Raw genomic sequence first — 20,819 nt, 5'->3', positions numbered from 1 at the left:
AAAGCTTAGTTTTATCTGCTCTTAAACTACGGAAATGCCTTATTGAAGAATTATTGCATGTGGCTAAGTATTGATCAAACAGGTCAGGACGAGTGCAATCTATGACTTTTATAGAGACTGTCATCCGATGGTGATCCAGTGTTAAATTGAGGTTGAAATAGGGTGCAATGCAGCATAGTTCCGCTATTGGTGAAGTTTTCGGATGACCGCAAGATGTGTGCAATGTAGTACAAAATCGAGATATATCTCTACTTGGTATAATTGCACCTATCTTGAAAAGGACGTTACGCCGTCCGTTTTATCCTCACCGAGCGCTCTAAATTTCGACTAAATTACTTTGGTAATTTTCCGAAAGGTAAGAGCTTTGTTGGTGCGTTTTAGGCATCGAGCCATCAAGCACCAAAAGAACGTTTGCCCGTTCAATCAGCAGTTAAGAGAGCCGTCGTGCTGCCCTTAACAATCCCATGAGCAAGGGTGAGATTTCATTTCTCCCCTTAGCATCCCCATTGACCAAAAGGGCATTTCATAGCCCCTTGGAACCCTCGACCAGAGCTTGAAGGTATGCCTCTCCATCTGGACTGAACCATGCAGCAAAGAGGGAAGTTCGCTCCCCCTTATGCAATCCCCTCAAACAACCGTGCGCCGATTGTATGTGCGTGAACATTTCATTGTTCAATCTCGACCACTGTTTCGCCAGTGGTTAACGACCAAAGAACGTCTTTGGATGCGCAAAAATCTCTTGTCGAGTTATTGTTGCTATGGTTGATTAAATGTTTTTGATATTCCACTTCAAGCATGTATATTTAGCGCCATAATTAAGTAAACTAAATTTCCGCTACCGACCCAAAGCGGACGTTGAATAAGAATTAATTAAGGAGAATTTTTTGAATTCAGAGGTGGATATTGCAGAGCCTTCAGTGGATGAAAGCATACACACAGCTTTAGACATATCTCAAGGTGCTCCTATTACTAAATTAGATCGTTTGGAAATACTTGATGAAGATACATGGGAGGATATAACGCTTGAGATAGTTTTCTACCGTTGGAAAAAGGACTTCCCAAAAGTCGTTCGATGTGGTGGTGGTGGGGATATGGGAAGAGATGTAATTGCCTATGTGCCCAACGGTGAATGGAATAACTTTCAATGCAAATACTATGCAAATGCTCTTAAATTAGATGAGGCTATTACTGAAATTGGAAAGTTAATTTATTACTGCTATAAAGGCGAATATTCTGTCCCATCAAAGTATTTGTTTGTAGCTCCCAAGGGAGTTACAACACAGCTTTTAAATCATTTAATGAACAGCCAAAAGTTAAAAGAATCTGTATTTGAGCGTTGGGAAAAGCGGTGTAAAAATAAGATTACAAAAAAAGAAAAGGTGGTCTTATCCAAAGAATTAATCAGCTTTATAGACTCATCAATAGATTTTGAAATATTTGAACATATTCCTCCACTTGAAATAATCCAATTACACAGTGAGACGCCTTACCATGCTATAAGGTTTGGGGGAAGTCCAAAAAAACGTACCAAACCTCCCACCCCTCCATTGACGCTAGCAGATAAAGAACTTATCTATACTTCAGAGTTGTTCCTAGCCTTTAGTGATGTCGAAGGAACTGAAGTTAACGGTGATAATGTTTTCCAATTTGTAAACTATGAAAGCGAGTACAACAGCGCTCGCAAAAATTTTTATTCCGCAGAAGGTTTAGAAAAATTTTCTAGAGACTGGTTGCCGGACGGTAGTTATGATGAACTCTTGGATGAATGTTATGAAACTGTTTCCCCTGTTGCCTTACGTAATCATGACAATGGTTTTGAACGTTACCTTAGTGTATCTGAGCAAGCTGCAACAGCAGACTATCACTCGCATCCACTTCATCACTACATTAAGGTTTTTGATAAAAAAGGCTTATGCCATCACCTAGTAAACAATAAGAAACTCAAATGGATTAAGAAATGAGTAATGCAGTAAACTTAATATTTAATAGTCCTATAGAACTTGGCACGCGTAGCTCCCTCGTTCTCACAGCGTTAGAAATAGAATTTTCTATTGATGATTTAGTATTGCTTGACTACGCGCTTTTATATTCTGGTGATTTTGGTGGACCAGAAAATCTGCACCCTTCAATACCCAACCACATCGCAGAGATTGGTCATCGAAGAGAATTTCTTCCTTCAGCTCTAAAGTTCTTCGTAAAGAGAGGGTTAATTGACTTCACTCCAAATACTTCTGGTTACTATTATTCTTCAAATCAGCAAACAATGCATTTTATTAGCTGCCTTAAATCGTCTTACTATAAAAAAGCATGGGCTAGACTAAACTGGCTACAAGAGAATTATAAATTTGTAATTGCTCATTCTTTTCCGACTTACAAGGTTTAATATTATGATAATTACAAAATTAGAAGTGAAAGGTAGTGGAAAAGAAACCGCAAAAATTGAGTTAAAAAAAGGGCTTAATGTAATTGCAGGAGCATCTGATACCGGAAAATCCTACATTTGCCAGTGTTTTCAGTTTATATTTGGTGCAGACAAGGTTCCTAAACCAATAGATCAATCAAAAGGTTATACTTCTGTCGAGGTTTCATTCTCTGGTAGTCAAGATCAAGATTTTGTACTAAAAAGAGAGTTAAAAGAAGGGGCAGACATAACTGTCGAAGAAATATCCAAAGATGGAAAAGAAAGTGTAACTCAGATACTAAAACCCACTCATAAGGGAAAGCATAATCTTTCTGAATTTTTTCTAAAGAGAGTAGGCATTGCGAACAATACGCTCGTATATGGAACAAAGTCACTAAAACATTCAGCACTATCATTGAGGATATTAGAGAAGATTTTCTTAGTTGATGAAAAACGTATTATTTCAGATGAATCACCTATGGGTACTGGAAATTACATGGAAAAAACTCAAGAAATGTCTTTATTGAAGACACTCTTGACCGGAATAGATGATTCTGATGTTTTGGAACTAAAAAAGAGAAAAACATCCAAGGTTTCACTAAGTCAAAAAATTTCAAATCTTGAGAGCTTTTTAGAAAGCTATTTTTCAGAAGTCAAAGATGTTGAAGAAACCGAAGAGGAGTTAAAGTCTAATATTAAAAAGCTAGAAACATCGATCTCTAATGCTGAATTAGAACTTAATGGAAGGATAAATAGTAATAAAGGAAATTTAGACAGAAGAAGCCACCTCAACTCGCAGATTCAAAATCTAAGAAATATGCTGGACGATGATAATACGGTTCTTGAAAGGTTCAAATTACTATTAAAAAAATACGCATCAGATAGAGAACGTATAGAAGCCAATTCAGAAGCAATCACTTATGTAGAAAATCATTTTATTGCGAATTGCCCAACTTGCGGTAGCGAAATAGAAGAAGTGTCTGATTTAGATAGTGATCTCATATTAAAAAGTAACTCTGCTGAAATCGAAAAAATTGATCAAAAAGTAATTGACCTACACTCTACTATTGACGAAATCCTAAAACATAAAGGTAAAATAGAGACCAAAATCTCCAAAATTAATTCTGAAATAAATGAGCTAAACGAAATGATAAACGCGGAGGTTTCTCGTGAAATTAGAGAGTATAACTCTATCATTAAAACCTTAAATGTTAAACGTATAGAAGTTGAAAACAGACTGAGCAACAAAGAGAAGCGAAATAGAATTTTACTAGAAATTGGAGAGCTTCAGATCGAGCACGATGAAATCACCGATACATACGAAATTCCTGACTTTTCTATTGAGCTCGCCAAGTTTTCAAAGGAGTTATCTAATATCCTTACAAGATGGGATTTTCCCGGTGCAAACAGCGTTTTATTTGACTCAGATACTAGAGATTTTGTTATTGGAGGAAAGCCACGAGGCCATTTCGGAAAGGGGTACAGAGCCATTTGCTTCTCAGCTTTTATAATAGCACTAATGAGTTTTTTAAAAAATAAGAAGCGACACCCCGGATTTGTGATTTTAGACTCACCGCTAACAACATACAAAAAAAGAGATGAAGAAAAACCAATTCATGAAGAAGATGAACAAGCGAATATTGTTAATAATCTCATTTATGCTTTCTATAGAGACCTATGTGATTTTTATAATGATGATCAAATAATTGTACTTGATAACCAAGAACCGGATAAAGACTTGATTAAGTTTATGAAATACACCCATTTTTCTGGAAATTCCAGTATTGGAAGGCCGGGCTTTTTTCCCGTCAAACTGAATGTCCGCTAATGGCCGTAGGAAGTTGTTATATTTTAGTAGAGAGCAGTTATTCAAATTGTAACATGAAGGAGCAGTAATTATGTTTGATGTAGTTTTAACGTATTTATTACCTTTTATATCTGGCGGGCTAATGGGCGCTCTTGTGAGATATTTGCTAGATAGAAAAAAGGATAAAAATGAACTTGCTATTAAACTGCATGAAGTGTGGTGGTCCAAGGAGTTCGTTGAGCATCGTGATAGTATTTATACTATAGTCAAAGACTTTGATACTGAAGAGCGTGTACTCAGTAAGGAATTTTTAAACGGAATTAGAAAGAACCAAAAGCACGAAGAGTATTGGAGAAGTTTTACGCGTTTAGTGTTCTTTTTTCAGATCTCAATGTTTACATTGAAAAAAACATAGTCGATATTGATGTTTGTTACAGGTTGTTTGGCGAGTCACAATACTACTGGTTTGCTCCACTAATCAAAGAAGTAAGAGAAGTTGTTGGCGATAAAGCAAATGTAAGATGGACATGGGAAACTCAGCTTTTAGAAGAAAAATTTGAAAAGATACGTGCAACTGATAAAGAGTCGTATAAAAGACGGCTTGCTAAATAGTATTTAAGCAACTCCTCTTTAGTAATCATTATTTTTATATGAATGTCCACTTAAGCCGATAACAATACTGATTGTTGTAAATACGATGAGGTAAATGTGATATCAGATGATTTAAAATACCCAAGTCTGGATGCTGTAAAATCCGTTCTTACAAAAATTGGTGTAGATATCAGTTCTCGTGACCTTGATTGCCAAGACTACGAATACACTACTTGTAAATTATCAGAGCTAGAAAAGTATATCGCACTATACCAAAAAAACGATACCAGTATCCATGAGAAGAGAGTCCTTGGCTGCTATATGATGGAGGGGCTTAATGATTATGTGGCTAAAGAATCGATACCTCACCCCTTGCAAGAACAAGTTTTCGAATTTCTGCATGCAGACTATCACATACATCAAACAGAAATTGAATATAGATTAGAAATTGATGATCTAAGCGAGGATGAATGGTGGCCCATAACTAAGTATATACTGGAGTGGCAAAGTACCTCTAAATTCATATAACGTTGTTGTGACATGTTGAACTCACAGCGATATGCTACTGTGACTTAAATGTCCGCTCATGGCCGATATCAGATGCTTCTATCAAATATTATAAGGAGATTAATATCTCCCCATAATGCAGTAGCTAAACTCACCATATAATTTTGTTATTATCTCTAAGTTGTAATCAGGTTGCCAGAAGTCTCCAGAGCATTTTCATCTGTTAAACCTGTCTGGTTGTAGATGTAAGCGACTTGGATAAAGTTATCTCCACCGCCATTAGCATCCACTGATAGATAAGAGTTAGAACCGCTTTCTGTGATCTGTACAAAGTCTGTAAGCGCATCTGTTAATGGATCATATCCTTCCAGCAAATCAGAAACATCCAGTTTGTCATTTTCAGAGAGTTTAAAGTCCTGAATATTGTCACTGTCGGCAAAAGCTGTCGCTGCTTCAAACACAAATGTATCTGAACCACCTTGTCCATAGAGCATATCAACACCTGCGTTGCCATAGAGAAGGTCATTTGCCGCACCACCATAAAGGTAATCAGATCCAGCGCCACCATAAAGAATATCACTTCCCGCATAGCCGTAGATGGAATCATTACCCTCAAGACCATAAAGAACACTGTCGGATTGCTTAAGGCCATAAAGGTAATCATTTGAGGCTGTGCCTGTGAAGGTCAAACCGCCCGTTAGATCAATGGTGGTGCCATCATCCAGAACCAGATTTTCGACGCGGTAAATATCGTAGTAGCTGTTATTCTGATAATCAGAATAAAGCTGTGAATTGATGGTGATCGTTTCCGTTCCCGCATGGATCTTCAGATTGTAGTTCCCGGATTTTTCGAAGCGGATATCATTCTGTGTCACACCATGCATGATGATCTGATCAACACCGCCAGCTTCTGTGATGGTATCGTTGCCATCGCCCACTGACCACACATAAGTATCGTTGCCTGTATCACCATTCAGCGCGTCATTACCAAGACCACCTTCAAGCGTGTCATTGCCAGCATAGCCGTAGATGGAGTCATTGCCTTCAAGACCATAAAGAACACTGTCAGATTGCTTAAGGCCATAAAGGTAATCATTTGAGGCTGTGCCTGTGAAGGTCAAACCGCCCGTTAGATCAATAGTGGTGCCATCATCCAGAACCAGATTTTCGACGCGGTAAATGTCGTAGTAGCTGTTGTTCTGATAATCAGAATAAAGCTGTGAATTGATGGTGATCGATTCCGTTCCCACATGGATCTTTAGATTGTAGTTCCCGGATTTTTCAAAGCGGATATCATTCTGTGTCACACCATGCATGATGATCTGATCAACACCGCTTGTTTCGTTAATGATGTCGTTTCCATCACCAAGCGACCAGACATAACTGTCATTTCCGATCTTTCCATTCAGAGTATCATTACCCTCTAATCCTATAAAAATGTTATTGCCATTATTTAGTCCGTTGATGGTTTCATTCGCGGAAGTCCCTGTGAATGTCAAACCACCCGTTAGATCAATGGTGGTACCATCATCCAGAACCAGATTTTCGACGCGGTAAATATCGTAGTAGCTGTTATTCTGATAATCAGAATAAAACTGTGAATTGATGGTGATCGATTCCGTTCCCACATGGATCTTCAGATTGTAGTTCCCGGATTTCTCGAAGCGGATATCATTCTGCGTGACACCATGCATGATGATCTGATCAACACCGCCAGCTTCGGTGATGGTATCGCTCCCATCGCCCACTGACCACACATAAGTATCGTTGCCTGTATCACCATTCAGCGCGTCATTACCAAGACCACCTTCAAGCGTGTCATTGCCAGCATAGCCGTAGATGGAGTCATTGCCTTCAAGACCATAAAGAACACTGTCAGATTGCTTAAGGCCATAGAGGTAATCATTCGAGGCTGTCCCTGTGAAGGTCAAACCACCTGTCAGATCAATAGTGGTGCCATCATCCAGAACCAGATTTTCGACGCGGTAAATGTCGTAGTAGCTGTTGTTCTGATAATCAGAATAAAACTGTGAATTGATGGTGATTGATTCCGTTCCAGCATGGATCTTTAGATTGTAGTTCCCGGATTTCTCGAAGCGGATATCATTCTGTGTGACACCATGCATGATGATCTGATCAACACCGCCAGCTTCGGTGATTGTATCGCTACCATCACCCACTGACCAAACATAAGTATCGTTGCCTGTATAGCCTGTAAGGCTGTCATTTCCTTCTAAACCAGTGATAAGATCGTTACTATTAGAACTTCCGTTTAGGCTATCATTGCCACTCGTTCCTGTAATAACATCATCGTACTGCGTAGACGTTGAAACTAAGCTTAGAGAAACCGTTCCCTGAGATGACGCTCCGAGAGAATCTGTGAGGGTATAGATGAAACTGTCATTCCCTACGAACCCAGCATTTGGTGTATAAACAAAAGAACCATCTGACGAAAGAACAACAGAACCATTTGCTGTTGAAATCGTTTCAGCAACTACACTGATACTGTGGCCTTCTGGATCAATATCAACGCCATTCCCATTATCAGCTAAAACATTTCCAGTAATATCTATATCTTGATCGCTTGAAAAACTATCGTTTTGTGCGATTGGTGCAAAGTTCACTTCATTCAATGTTAACGTTACAGTAGCTGAATCCGAACCGCCACGATCATCTTGTAATGTATAGGTGAAGCTATCAGAACCAAAATAACCAGCATTCGGAGTATAGGTGAAGCTCCCATTAGCAGAAATAGTAACAGAACCATTTGCCGTAGCATAAGTACCAGCGATAACAGTTAACGTATCGCCATCAGGATCACTGTCTGCACCAGTGCCATTATCGGATAGAAGGTTACCTGTAATATTAACATCCTGGTCGCCAGAAAAAGAATCATCTTGTGCGATTGGTGCTACATTCGGCGGCAGAACAGTTATTTCTACAGTCGCATTATTTACACCACCAAGTTCGTCAATAACTTCGTAAGTAAAACCATCACTCCCTGCATATCCTGCTTCAGGTGTATAGACAAAATCACCATTGGCAGAAATAACTACGACACCATGTGTTGTTGAAAACGATCCTTCAACTACGCGAATAGCCTGACCATCCGTATCAATATCAGCACCAAATCCATTATCTGCAAGCACATTTCCTGAAAAACCAACATCGTGCGCTATTGTAAATACATCGTTTTTCGACGTTGGCGCTTCATTGAAATAGGCTAAGACGTTTATACTTGAACCATCTTCAAAACGAATTTCTTCAAGTTTTTTCGATTGATTACCGATAAAGTGACCTGCAACACTAATAATGCTGCCATCAGAAACACTGATTTCCAAGTTATAGTAAGAGCTAGGCCCACTTCCTCTGACCAACGTCACATCGTATTGACTAATCCCATTGCCAAAAACAAGGGTGTCATGGCCGGAAGTATCATCAATAGTGTCGTCGCCATCACCTAAGTTCCAGATATAAGTATCATCACCAGTACCACCACGGAGTGTATCCACGCCAGAACCACCGATAAGAACATCATTGCCACCAAGACCAGATAAAATATCGTCGCCAGCTAATCCATACATCATGTCACTTGTAGTATTATCAGACTCTATTGAGTCAGCTGCGCTTGTTCCCGTTAATGTTAAATCTCCGCTAATATCAATTATTGTTCCATCTGCAAAACGAATCTCCTCAAGTTTCTTCGTTTGATTACCAATAAAGTGTCCCACAACGCTAAGAGTGCTACCATCAGAAATATTTATTTCGAGATTGTAATATGAAGTTGGATCACTGGTTCTTAAAAGCGTGACATCAGCTTGCGTAATTCCACTACCAAAAACAAGGGTGTCATGGCCAGAGATATCATCAATGATGTCGTCCCCATCACCCAAATTCCAAATGTAAGTGTCATCATCAGCACCGCCGCGTAGAGTATCCGCTCCTGCACCACCAATCAAAACATCGTTTCCACCAGTGCCAGATAAATCATCATCGCCAGCCAGTCCATACATTGTGTCATTCGTTGTATTGCCAGATTCTATCGAGTCGTCTGCATTTGTTCCTGTTAACGTTAAGTCTCCGCTAATATCGATTACTGTTCCATCAGCAAAACGAATCTCCTCAAGTTTCTTAGTCTGACTATCAACAAAATGAGAAAGCACATTAATAGTGCTGCCATCAGAAATATTTATTTCAAGATTGTAATATGAAGTTGGATCACTGGTTCTTAAAAGCGTGACATCAGCTTGCGTAATTCCACTACCAAAAACAAGGGTGTCATGGCCAGAGGTATCATCAATAATGTCGTCACCATCCCCTAAATTCCAGATGTAAGTATCATCACCAGCACCGCCACGAAGTGTATCTACGCCAGAACCACCAATGAGTGTGTCATTTGCTATACCGGTCTGATCACCATATAGCGTGTCGTCTGAACCCGTACCATTAATAGTGTTTTGAGGCGTATCACTAAGCGTCAGCATCACAGTTCCGACACGACTACCACCGTTTGCATCTTCTAACGTATAAGTAAAGCTATCCGTACCAGCATATCCAGTGTTTGGTGTGTAAGTAAAATCACCATTTGTAGAAATCACGACAGAACCATGAGAGGTTGAATATGTACCAGCGATAACGCTAATTGCGTCCCCGTCGAGATCATAGTCAAACCCATTACCGTTATCCGCAATGACATTACCAACCACGACTGTATCTGTTCGCGCACGAAAAACATCGTCATGAGCTTCCGGATTATCATTTATGGCATTCACAGTAACCGTAACGTTAGATGTAAATGTGCCGCCACGCCCATCATCAACACGATAAGAAAAGCTATCTACGCCGTTATAGTTATTATTTGGTGTATAGGTAATCGTGTTATCCGCATTCACGACTAATGTAGCATTCAAAGGGTTTGTGGAAATAGAAACACTCAATGAGTCATTATCTGGATCACTATCGTTCGCCAAGACGTCAATAATAATTGCTGTATCTTCATCTGTTACAACACTGTCATCTGCGCCTACCGGAACCGTGTTGGCCTCCGGATGGTTTAGAACAAGAGACACATGTCCTTGAGAACTATTGCCATGATCATCTTCGAGTGTGTAAGAGAAAGTGTCGACACCGACATAGCCTGTATCCGGCGTATAAGCAAAATCACCATTTGCAGAAATCACGACAGAACCATGAGAGGTTGAAAAAGCTCCGGCAACAACAGTTAGAACACCACCATCAGGGTCACTATCAACACCATTTCCGTTATCCGCAAGAAGATTACCTGTAATATTGGTATCTGTATCACCAGTGAAAGAATCTGATTGCGCAACAGGCGGATAATTAATCAAGCTCATGAGGTCATATGTCGTACCGTCAGAGAAATTCACCTCTTCAATTACGGCGCTGTCATCCGCCGAATAAAAACGTTTAACGGTTAAACTGCCATCACCGACTTCAATTCGCAAATCATCCTCATTCTTCACAAATGTAAGGTCTTGTTCAGTTATTCCAGCACCTAGGTAAATTGAATCAAATCCAGAGTCATCCTCTATAATGTCATGCCCATCACCAAGGGCGTATGCATAGGAATCATCGCCTTGGCCTCCAAACAATACGTCATTACCTTGACCGCCCTCAAGAGCGTCACCGTCAGCACCACCGCTCAAAACATCATCGCCAGCGAACCCTTTAACAATATCATTTCCTGCCAAAGCGAAAATCAAATCATCATCATCGCTACCATTGATAATGTTAGCAACCTCGCCGCCATAAACAGGAGTAATAGTTGTTTGATCAATAGAAACCCTTACATCGTTAAATTCCAGATATTCAACATTCGAAAGCGTATCTATACCATCAGTACCAATATTGTCCTGAACAACAACATTACCATTACTCTCAATAGAAACCGAATAATCTGCGAAATTTCCAGTGAACAAAGCTATATCTGAACCAAGGCCACCAAATAAGTTATCGTCACCAGAGCCTCCTTCTAGACGGTCGTCACCAGCTTGTCCGTAGAGATCATCACTTTCATCCAAGCCAAGTAATAAATCATTGCCATTACCACCTAATAAAGTCTGCGCATATCCATCACGGCTTGTTATGATATCGTCACCCCATGTGCCGGAATAAGTCGTTGCAACTTGGCTAACGCCATGAACGGTATAATCACTTGATCCTGATTGAAAATCAATTTGGCCACCTGATTTCAACTTCACCCTAATTGTATCTGGCCAAATATCATCATAATCCAATGTGAGTTTGCCATGATTGGCTATATCCAGCGTTGCCAGAAATACGCCTAGCCTTGATGACGTAACAGTGACATTAATATCTTCCAAAAGAATCGTGTTGCTCAACCAGATATCACCTGCAACATCCGTCAAATGATATGTATCATTCCCACCTGAATAATGAATATCCGTAGTCTCATAAACCCAAGCAGGAGGCATCGTAACAATATCATTTCCAGTGCCCGTATATATATCTATTATATTCGTCCCGTAATGTAAATTGAATACATCTCCATTATGAGTTCCTTGTATCCCTCCATTCGCTACATGAGTATGCGTTATGCCATCAAAGTTAATATAGTAACCATCATTCAGAGTTATCGAAGAAGAAAGGCCAGAGTAGTCCAGTATTGATCCAGCATAGAGCGGGATCTGATTTGGGTTAATGCTATTTGAGTAAATTACGTTATTCTCGTAATCCGCAACGACACGATCATAGTCTAAATAAATATTTTCAAAATCAATAAAGGTGTTAAATTTTTCACCTGCAAAATTATAGAAGGTCTCTTGATTATCTGCTGTTCCGTCTATAATTTTGTATGAGCTTTGAAGCGATCCAATAATGCGGTCATCATCTCCCCCACGACCATCAATTATCTGATTTGTAAAAGTGTTAATCGTAAATTGATCATCCTCTGAAGTTCCTATGATTTTATCAATGTTAGCCAGTGTATCTGTATCACCAAACTCATCGATAATATCGGCTCGCCCTATGCTTATTAGGTTACCTGAAATTGCACTAACAGATTGCGAGTAATCAACAGTGTCATCTCCAAACTCACCATCTATATCATCACTACCTTCTCCGCCAATAAATTGATCATTGCCCCAACCGCCACGCAGAACATCGTCACCAGCTCCACCATCAATTACATCATCTGCCGAACCTCCACTAAAATAATCGGTATCGTTTGTAGCCGTAAAGTTTCGCTCATAATTATAAATTGTATTTCTAATTAACCCATTATGATCATCCAAACGCTGTTCAGCTATTTTCCAGAAATCTTTTTCTGCTTCGCTTCCGCCATTCTCTTTGGCGTACACCTCAAAATCATATTCATTACCAGTTCCTTCGTCTAGTTGCCGTCTAAACCCTTGCATTAAATCCCAATCACGATATGCATTCCAATCTAAACCAGCCGTTAAAACAGATATCTTTGCTGCTGAAAAAGGATTAGCCGTATTCCCAAGAACTGCCGAAGAAAGAGCTAAAGGAACAATCGTACTTTGCCAGTAAAACGAATTTACGTCGAAGGCTTCTGTGTTGATCATCGCAACCGTGCCATCCTGATAATCAATGATGCCATCATCATTACGATCACCTTGAAGCCCTGAAGTAGCTCCAGTTATTGAGTCATTAATATGCACTACATAACTTTGCATAGAGTAAAATGCAAAGCCCGATGCATCAGGGCCGCTAACAACCTGATAATCGCTTTGCCCGGAAAAATCAGACAAGCTTTTACCAAACAAGATACTCCCAATCACACCAGACCACGCGGCATGTGCACCATCATCTCCGGTTAAAATATTTGTTAAATCAGGAACGGGAATTTCAAGTTGAGCAATTGATAGTGTCGATTCAATGGCATTTCCGGGGAACTGATTGTCTAAATTTATGCCCTGATCATAAGACCAAGTTATTTCTGCACGTTCAATACCATCCTCAATCGAAAGTGCACTATCCGCATTAGATCTTTCTAGCCCTATAACTGTTGCAAAATAGTCAGTCGCAACAGCTTGAGATATTTCATAAACATCCGTAACAGTAGGATGTGGGTTTTTGGTGTAACTGTATGATTCAACTCCCACTTCTGACCTATCCGCCAGAATATAATTCGCAAGATATGCCGTTCCGCCAACAAAACCACTAAAAGTGGATATAGAGCCTTCAACCACAGCAGCCAAACTATCCGTTGCCATATAGGTACGAAGGTACATTTCACCGCGATCAATAAAATGATAATCCTCATCTTCAATCATAAAATCCGCTTGAATAGCATTAAGTTCGTCTAAGGTGTTCATTGTTCTTTTCCTTCATTTTCCGGAGTAATGATAAAGCTTGTGACTAATCCCGTTACACGCTTATATACGCTATTGAGGAGATCAATATCATGAATGTCTTGGGAGCGTATACTATGTATAACCACCCATATATTTGGATCGATATTCGTATGTATTTCACAACTGGAATAGTCATATAGAGTGCGGTTCGGATCTTTCAGGTTTTTCCTTTTACAAATCAAAAAAGTCTCGTTTTCAAAAGAATATGCAGGTGGAAGTAAAGTATCTCTATGAAGATCGTGTTTCGATTTTGAACTAAAAACAGAGTATCCTTTATATAGCCCAATAAAATGGGGGTTATCATTCAGTACTTGATAACCAAAAAACTGTTGAATTGCTCCTTGTTGAATCTTGCTAAACCGAGCAGTAATGAAGTTTTTTGTATATTCCTTGTCTTTATTGGAGAAGTTTCTAGAAAGACATTCAGCGCTCATATCTGATAAATTAATATTTATATATACTAAATTATCCTTCCCACTTTTCTTGTTTATAGAATATCCAAAATAAGCTTTAGGAATCATAAAATCCGTGCGTTTACCTTCTTTGTTTTCTAACCAAACGTGTAATGGTTCCATGCTTTTGCTGCATCCATTCGGCCCAAACTCCTCAATTTTCTCCCCATTCATATTGTCCGTAATTTCAGCAACAGAAGGAGCAGAGGAGAGGAAAACTAAGACAAAAAACAGAAATCTTACAAAATCATTAAAATAAAGAGACAAAACGCAACCCCAATATAAGCACTTCTCAAGAAACCAGATGTCTCCTTGGTATAGACCTATTGGGGTATTGTCAAAAGATAAATCACACCTACTAGATGTGATTCTTCTTCGCAAAAAACCGCCAGAACTTTTAAAACACTAGGTTTATAATTCAAATCTCCTATACTGATGCTTGTAGGATATGTTCTTTGCATGTGAATGATTTTCTCATCTCTATTTCAATAAAAAACCAAAAAGTTTACCCCCCTCAAAATCAAGATAAATGACGGTTTTCATCTAAGCTGTCGTGATTGTTCATATGCGAGCTGTTGAATGAGCTTGCTATGCTGATGATGGGTAGTACCAGGTTAGGAATAAAAACGCCGTAAGTCTGAGTCGAATGAGACTTAATTCACAATATAGCGTTATTAAAAACAATACCATACGGCTACCTGTATCTATTGATCTAACAAGGAATATTGATGCCAAGAAATACGGTAGTTAATGGCCAGATCGTTCAAGAATTATCAGAGAATGAGTTTAGGCGCGGGCTTTATCGTTTAGCCGGTGAAAACACGGCTAAATATAATAGTCTCTGGAGAGAGTTTGAAAAGGCGTTACTTGATGAAGTTATCAAAACAACGCAAGCGAAAAAGCGCGGTATGAGTATAGAGCAGCGCGTTTTTAACCGCATAAGGGATAGAGAAGGAAGGCTTCATCGGCAACGGTTAAATGCCAATATGTTGCAACGTCACGGAAAAAAGCCAGCGAATACCGATTCTCATCATTTGGTTTCATGGAACCATCCCGAGGCCGTTGGCGCAAGGGCTATTTTAGCGCAATTTGGTATCGATATTGATTCTGCCGACAACGGTGTTTATTTACCAACAAGCAGCAAGTTTGTTCCTCATCCTGATATGAAGAAAGCTCCGTCTCATAAGAAAATACACACGGAGACATATTATTTGAATTTAACATTCTTGTTAAATCAAGCTGTCTTGAGGGGAGCCGAGAAGCAGGATATCATTGATGTGCTGGAAGAAGTCGCTGATGACTTAATTAATGATAGGTTTCCATTTAGGAAAGGCAGTACCTTCAAGAGGGTAAGAACATGATATATTCAATATGGCCTTATGCTGATGAGACGATTGCGTCTCTGGTTTTTACGCGCGATCTGGAGGCGGGTGAGAACTACCTTTTCCGTGGAGAAAAGCAAACAAACTGGGAGCCAATTACCTTTGCTTGGAGTTCTACGTTTAAAAAGCTGCCACAGGATGAGTTAACCAAACATGATTTTACAATGATCGTTGGCGCTGGCTTTAATACCGTTTTGAATGAGAGGGCTAAAGCCGTTTTAGAACCTCTTTTAAAGGATGATGCGCAGTATTTACCCGTTAATATTGACGGTGAAACTGATCGCTATTATTTGCTCAATATCACGAATGTTATAGAAGGTGCTTTAGTGCCTGAACAAAGCGAATATCGCATACGTAAAAATGGCGAGGTCGGTTTGCTTAAAACGGCTGTTTATGATGAGAGTAAGTTCCCTGAAAACAGAATATTCACAACGCCAGAGTCAAGTAACAGCGCGTTTGTGATAGGTAATTGGTTTATTGATGTTTGCAAGGAACATGGATTAAAAGGGTTGGAGTTTCAGGAAGAAAAAGCCGCAACAACAATCTCGTCTTAATTTTGTTTTTAACCTTAAACTCAAGGGCAGGGCGCTCTTGAGTTCAGTTCATTTTGAATATTTTCAATTGAAGCCAAAGCATTTCTGCGCTTTGGCGAACCCGCATCACTTTTCGCAAGTTCGTTAAAAGCTAATCTTAAAGCGTAATGCAGTTCATTTTCATTTTTGGATGCGAGTTCAAATCTCGTAATTAATTTCATTTTTACCTCCTGTTTGGGAGGTCGCGGGCAATCACGACCTTTCTTGAGGAGGCGTATTTGTGGGCGCGCGAAAGACCGCACCTTTGGTCGTAATGTTCAAATGAAGAAGCGAGAGGGCAGACATTCTCTCGCTTGTGGTTTTCTCGTGTGGTTCACATAAAACGAAAAAAGAAAAAGGGCGTGATGATGTGTTCATCACTATTTTCAGGAGGTTAATAAATTAAGAAATGGAAGGGCATTGCATCCCTCAAAAATCAAGAAAAATGACGGTTTCTAATTGGCTTTTGGCTGATCAGACACTCCGCAATTTGTTCTGGATTTTTTCACCCCCGCCTTAGTCGGCCTAGTCGCCAGAAGTTCATGAGCAGCGCACCACGCGGTGCTTATCAGAACTTCAACAGCAAATGAAAGGTGAAAAACAATGAGTGATATTAGAATATATGTAGCATGTTTAGCGGCTTATAATGCAGGGCATTTACACGGCGTTTGGATTGATGCGTGTGGTGAACTGGAAGCTATTCAAGAGCAAGTAAAACAGATGCTTTCGAGCAGCCCGGTGGAAGATGCGGAAGAATATGCAATACATGATTATGAGGGGTATGGGGCGTATCGTTTAAGTGAGTATGACGGCTTGGATACAGCGCATGAAGTGGCCTGTTTTATTGAGGAACATGGAAGTTTAGGAGCAGAAATTTTAAATTACACAGATGGTGATTTTGACGATGCGAAGCGGTTAATTGAAGACAATTATCACGGATGTTTTGAATCACTAGCCGATTACGCGCAAGATTATACTGAAAGTACGGGCAGTGTTCCGCAACATTTAGAGTTTTATATTGATTACGAAAAAATGGGGCGAGATTTCGAACTAAGTGGCGATATTTTTACAATCGAAACGGCTCATAATGAGGTTCATATTTTTAGTAGTTACTAGCAATTTAAAGTGATTAAGCTATCAGTTAAATCTGGTAGCTTGATCACTATTTGATCAAAAAATTGCCGCTGAATATGAGGCGTTTCAGCGGCGATAATGCTTGCAATAAATTGCTCGATTTTGTGTTTCAACCTTAAAGCTTATTTGCTACAACAAGTTGTTGTTTGGTGTTCGTACCATCACCCCACCATTCAGCTTCACACGATTTATAACATCTGTGGAAGCTGTAACTGGAATGGAGGTGATTGAATTGAGCAAAAGAAAAAGGCCATTACTGGCCTTATTCATTCGGGTTAAAGGGATAGTGATATCTCTGATAATCCGATAACTAAACAACAAGGTGTCACTCATTACTGCACGTTTTGGGTGGCACCACTTACTATTTTATGCCCTAAATCTTAAATCATTGTCAATGAAAATCCTCCTTAATGCATTTTGCATTTAAAGCCCCGCAGTTTGCAGAGCGTTGGATAGAGGATTTGAGTGAGTTCTTCTATCGCTGCGTCATCACAACATTCTCTAACCACCAACCTGACAAAAGCCTTGATATGGTCGCGTAAAACATCCCGCGCGTTATCCTCTGTCACGGGCGGGCAACTCCATAAAATCGCGGTGCAGGTGTTGAGCGCATCATCGACAAAAATCCTTTGTTCTTCGGGTTCTATGAGCGCTTGTGCTTTAGTTTTCATCCCATTTGACCTCGCCATTTAAAGTTAAAATGGCATCAGTTGATGTGTTAATCACGGTGGCATCATTGAATGTGGCTGTGCGATTATCAATATCAAATACCAGATCACCACAAGGTGTAAAAACGCTGGAAGCACAAGCATATCTATATGAAGTTCCTTCCCTGACAATGGTCATGGAAATCATATCCTTGGCCACCACCATCACAAAGGTGTTTGTAATATCATGCGGCACAGGTTCATTCTCATCAATGGTTGAGCCTTCATCGACAATCACAATGGATTCTTCCAGTCCGGTTAAATCGACGCGTCCATAATCGATTTGTCCGGTCTTAAGCTGTGTGCCGATATCGACTGTATCATCACCGCTTAACGCAATCGTGTAGACACGTACAGGCGGCGTTGTGCCATTGATTTCTGCCAGAGTGGTGCGAAAATGAAACAGCGTATCATCCGTATTAATAAGCGAACGCGCACCCGCAGATGATGCGCTTGTGATATCACTAATGATGGTTTGTACGTTTCCATCATTTTCAAAATCAATAACGCTCTGGTCGAAATTCACAGATTTATCCGCTGCCAATTCCCGCGTATTTTCAGTGATGAGAATACCATTTTCAACATCGCCATCATCATCAAGGGTTTGAAGAAAGCGCAAAATGTTTATGACGTGCGGATTGGTTTCGTCTACCGCATCACTGACCAAATCCAGCGGCGTTAAAGTGGCTTTACCGGAGGCCGAACCAATCTCAATATCCCCCAAAGTAAAAGTAACGGTAGCGTTCACTTCATAAGTAAATGTTCCGGCACTATCGGTCAGGCCGGATTGTGCGCCGGAGCTAAAAGCCAAACCTTCAACCGCATTATCCAGAAACACGCCTGTAGTGGTTTGTGTTGGTGGATTTGAGGGTGATTCCGGTTCGTTACTGCTACTCCCGCCGCAAGCCGATAAAAAAATTAAACCAAAAACAGGAATGAATTTACGCACGACAAAGGTACGAAAAGATTTAAAATAAAACACGACAACATCTCCCAAAATATAAGACGAAAAGAAATGCTGTTAAGACCGCTTGGACGCTTTGCGTTTAAGGCTGCGTGTTATGGTGTGCGTACACACGCCGTAAGCTTTGGCAAGACTGACAATTGTTGTATCGGGTTTGCGCCTTAACACATCACGGATTTCTGCAATTTGTTCATCACTCAACGCATATTTACGACCAATATGTTTACCGCGCAATTTGGCGGCAAGCATACCTGCTTTGGTGCGTTCAGAATTCAAATTCAGCTCATATTCCGCAAACACCGCCCTGATTTGATACTGGCATTTTCCGTGCGCTGTCCCTGTATCAATTTGCTCTGTTACTGATACAAAAATAATATTTTTGGCCTTAAGAAAATCCCAGATATCCAAAGCGTGACGCATTGACCGAAAGGCGCGGTCAAGCTTCCAGATAACAAAACTATCACCATCATTGAGCGTGTCTAATGCAGCCTCTAAACCGGGACGGTGTTTTGCAACAGCCGATATCCCGTCATCTGTGAAAATCTCGTCACATCCTGCTTTTTGAAGCGCATCAATCTGTAAATCCAAATGCTGTTCATCACTGCTCACCCGCGCATACCCTATGACTGCCATACCACTTCACCTCTTAAGAAGTGCCTCTTTAACAGCCTTGCCAGTATAGACAAAAGGGAACCCTAAAGTTCGCATTGAAAATTCTCTAAAACGCGTATCTCGTAAAATACTAAGTGCCTGTTTTAGAATCTTATTTTTAATCTCAAAAATCATGAAAATTCTTTATGTAAATAGTAGCAAAAGGGTTCCCTTATATACGGTACTTTTCCCATGAAAAAATCAAGTTTTATCGCATTTGTATGCGCGACTTTAGTGATTGGAAATGCTTATGCAAATCCGATGAAAAACAGCGACTTTCTAAAATTTACCGAAGGTCAGCGCCACTGGTGGTATATGGGCACTTTTTCCATGCTGGGGCATGTGGTTTTAGTGGAACATGGTGAAAAGGAAGCGCAATGTATTTGGCAGTGGTATTTTAAAGACCCTGATATGCGAAAAAAACAAATGGAAGAGAATTTCACCCGCTTTCCTGACCATGCTCCAACCAGTATTGTTATCGCGCTATTAAGACGTGATTGTGATGTGCTGAATAAAATGAAATGATTTACAGGGCGGGCGCTGTTGTTGGCGTTTGCCCGGATTGTTGCCCGATATCAGGGATGTCGAGTTTAACTTTCTCAAATGAGGCTGTTAGGTCGGGAACACTTAAGTCTGCTTTACCTTGGAGTTCTTGTGCGGCTGAATTTGTCGGCACAGCAAACTCCGTTGACATCGTTGTAAGATAGTCCAGCTTCTGTGTGCCTAGTTGCTCTTTTAAATCTTCCAGTTCATCGAGAGTCAACGGATTATCTTCATCACGCAAGCGCTCTTTCGCAACATCTAAAACATCGCGCTGATACTCTTCAATTTCTTGTCTATGGCGGAGCAAAGTTTCATGATGTTCGCGCTGTTCTTTATACGCATCACTGGACGTTTCCTCGTTTGCTTCCATAGCATTTAATTGGGATTCACTTACCGAGATTTCTTTATTTAACCGATCAAGCGCACGTTCAACTTTGAGCGATGTTTCATCTAGTTTCTCTAACACTTGCGCATAGAGCGCGGCATACTGCGCATCTTGCTCTAATAAAATACGGAGCATCGTTTGAAGATGTTCGCGTTGTTTTTGTTTCTCGCTTTGACCATAAATATCAGTGCGGTTTTCACTTAGAAAGCGTTGAATGCGACCTGTCGGATCACCAATAATTTCATTCGCTAAATCAATGCGATCTCGTTCAAGAGCTGGCTTATTATCCATACCAATATTTTCTGGTTTCTCCGACATTCTTATTTTCCGCAAATTCCTTTAAATACCACCTCTTTCAACATA

At 40.1% G+C, this 20,819-nt stretch carries 16 protein-coding genes; 9 read left to right on the top strand and 7 right to left on the bottom strand.

From position 1 onward, the window contains the following. The first annotated feature begins 884 nt into the window (after positions 1-884). The 5 genes from ACT5E3_RS17095 to ACT5E3_RS17075 all read left to right on the top strand — a co-directional run bounded on the left by ACT5E3_RS17095 (position 885) and on the right by ACT5E3_RS17075 (position 5,327). Complete coding sequence (locus ACT5E3_RS17095; RefSeq protein WP_444994754.1) at positions 885-1,961, top strand: ABC-three component system protein; 1,077 nt, start codon at positions 885-887, stop codon at positions 1,959-1,961. Then, positions 1,958-2,383, top strand: coding sequence for an ABC-three component system middle component 2 (locus ACT5E3_RS17090; RefSeq protein WP_444994753.1), 426 nt, complete (start codon positions 1,958-1,960; stop codon positions 2,381-2,383). The genes ACT5E3_RS17095 and ACT5E3_RS17090 overlap by 4 nt, the downstream gene beginning before the upstream one ends. 4 nt (positions 2,384-2,387) lie before the next feature. Beyond that, entirely contained in the window at positions 2,388-4,229 is a 1,842-nt protein-coding gene (locus ACT5E3_RS17085; protein ID WP_444994752.1) for a hypothetical protein, read from the top strand. A 327-nt stretch (positions 4,230-4,556) separates the two neighbouring features. Next, positions 4,557-4,820, top strand: coding sequence for a hypothetical protein (locus ACT5E3_RS17080; RefSeq protein WP_444994751.1), 264 nt, complete (start codon positions 4,557-4,559; stop codon positions 4,818-4,820). A 96-nt stretch (positions 4,821-4,916) separates the two neighbouring features. Continuing rightward, positions 4,917-5,327, top strand: coding sequence for a hypothetical protein (locus ACT5E3_RS17075; RefSeq protein WP_444994750.1), 411 nt, complete (start codon positions 4,917-4,919; stop codon positions 5,325-5,327). Between the two features lie 155 nt (positions 5,328-5,482). On the opposite strand, the gene ACT5E3_RS17070 is transcribed toward ACT5E3_RS17075, so the two are convergent. Then, positions 5,483-13,627: an Ig-like domain-containing protein gene (locus tag ACT5E3_RS17070; protein ID WP_444994749.1), complete on the bottom strand. Its 8,145-nt coding sequence runs from the start codon at positions 13,625-13,627 to the stop codon at positions 5,483-5,485. After that, complete coding sequence (locus ACT5E3_RS17065) at positions 13,624-14,385, bottom strand: hypothetical protein (RefSeq protein ID WP_444994748.1); 762 nt, start codon at positions 14,383-14,385, stop codon at positions 13,624-13,626. Before ACT5E3_RS17065 ends, ACT5E3_RS17070 begins: the two co-directional genes overlap by 4 nt. A 461-nt stretch (positions 14,386-14,846) precedes the next feature. Here ACT5E3_RS17065 and ACT5E3_RS17060 point away from each other — a divergent pair, with 461 nt between their 5' ends. Then, positions 14,847-15,479 (top strand): AHH domain-containing protein, encoded by a 633-nt coding sequence (locus tag ACT5E3_RS17060; RefSeq protein WP_444994747.1) that lies wholly within the window; start codon positions 14,847-14,849, stop codon positions 15,477-15,479. After that, positions 15,476-16,054, top strand: a complete 579-nt coding sequence (locus ACT5E3_RS17055; RefSeq protein ID WP_444994746.1) for an imm11 family protein — start codon at positions 15,476-15,478, stop codon at positions 16,052-16,054. Before ACT5E3_RS17060 ends, ACT5E3_RS17055 begins: the two co-directional genes overlap by 4 nt. 20 nt (positions 16,055-16,074) lie before the next feature. On the opposite strand, the gene ACT5E3_RS17050 is transcribed toward ACT5E3_RS17055, so the two are convergent. After that, positions 16,075-16,254: a hypothetical protein gene (locus ACT5E3_RS17050; RefSeq protein ID WP_444994745.1), complete on the bottom strand. Its 180-nt coding sequence runs from the start codon at positions 16,252-16,254 to the stop codon at positions 16,075-16,077. A gap of 421 nt (positions 16,255-16,675) precedes the next feature. Here ACT5E3_RS17050 and ACT5E3_RS17045 point away from each other — a divergent pair, with 421 nt between their 5' ends. Further along, positions 16,676-17,188, top strand: a complete 513-nt coding sequence (locus tag ACT5E3_RS17045) for an antirestriction protein ArdA (protein WP_444994744.1) — start codon at positions 16,676-16,678, stop codon at positions 17,186-17,188. A gap of 425 nt (positions 17,189-17,613) precedes the next feature. Here the strand turns inward: ACT5E3_RS17045 and ACT5E3_RS17040 are convergent, their stop codons facing one another. From ACT5E3_RS17040 to ACT5E3_RS17030, 3 genes are read right to left on the bottom strand one after another with little or no spacing between them, the layout of a single operon-like run. Beyond that, positions 17,614-17,877 carry a hypothetical protein gene (locus tag ACT5E3_RS17040; RefSeq protein WP_444994743.1) on the bottom strand — a complete coding sequence of 88 codons (264 nt, stop codon included), beginning with the start codon at positions 17,875-17,877 and terminating at the stop codon, positions 17,614-17,616. Then, positions 17,867-18,895 carry a hypothetical protein gene (locus tag ACT5E3_RS17035; RefSeq protein WP_444994742.1) on the bottom strand — a complete coding sequence of 343 codons (1,029 nt, stop codon included), beginning with the start codon at positions 18,893-18,895 and terminating at the stop codon, positions 17,867-17,869. The genes ACT5E3_RS17040 and ACT5E3_RS17035 overlap by 11 nt, the downstream gene beginning before the upstream one ends. Positions 18,896-18,934: 39 nt before the next feature. Further along, positions 18,935-19,510 (bottom strand): recombinase family protein, encoded by a 576-nt coding sequence (locus ACT5E3_RS17030; RefSeq protein ID WP_444994741.1) that lies wholly within the window; start codon positions 19,508-19,510, stop codon positions 18,935-18,937. Between the two features lie 210 nt (positions 19,511-19,720). Between ACT5E3_RS17030 and ACT5E3_RS17025 the strand changes: the two genes are divergently transcribed. Then, entirely contained in the window at positions 19,721-20,053 is a 333-nt protein-coding gene (locus ACT5E3_RS17025; protein ID WP_444994740.1) for a hypothetical protein, read from the top strand. Between the two features lies 1 nt (position 20,054). On the opposite strand, the gene ACT5E3_RS17020 is transcribed toward ACT5E3_RS17025, so the two are convergent. Then, the gene (locus ACT5E3_RS17020; protein WP_444994739.1) at positions 20,055-20,774 is read right to left on the bottom strand and encodes a hypothetical protein; all 720 of its coding nucleotides are present in this window, start codon (positions 20,772-20,774) and stop codon (positions 20,055-20,057) included. Positions 20,775-20,819: the final 45 nt, after the last annotated feature.

Source organism: Aliikangiella litoralis (assembly GCF_052495765.1).
The sequence above is the reverse complement of the archived record's forward strand: the minus strand, read 5'-3'. Positions and strand labels throughout refer to the sequence as shown.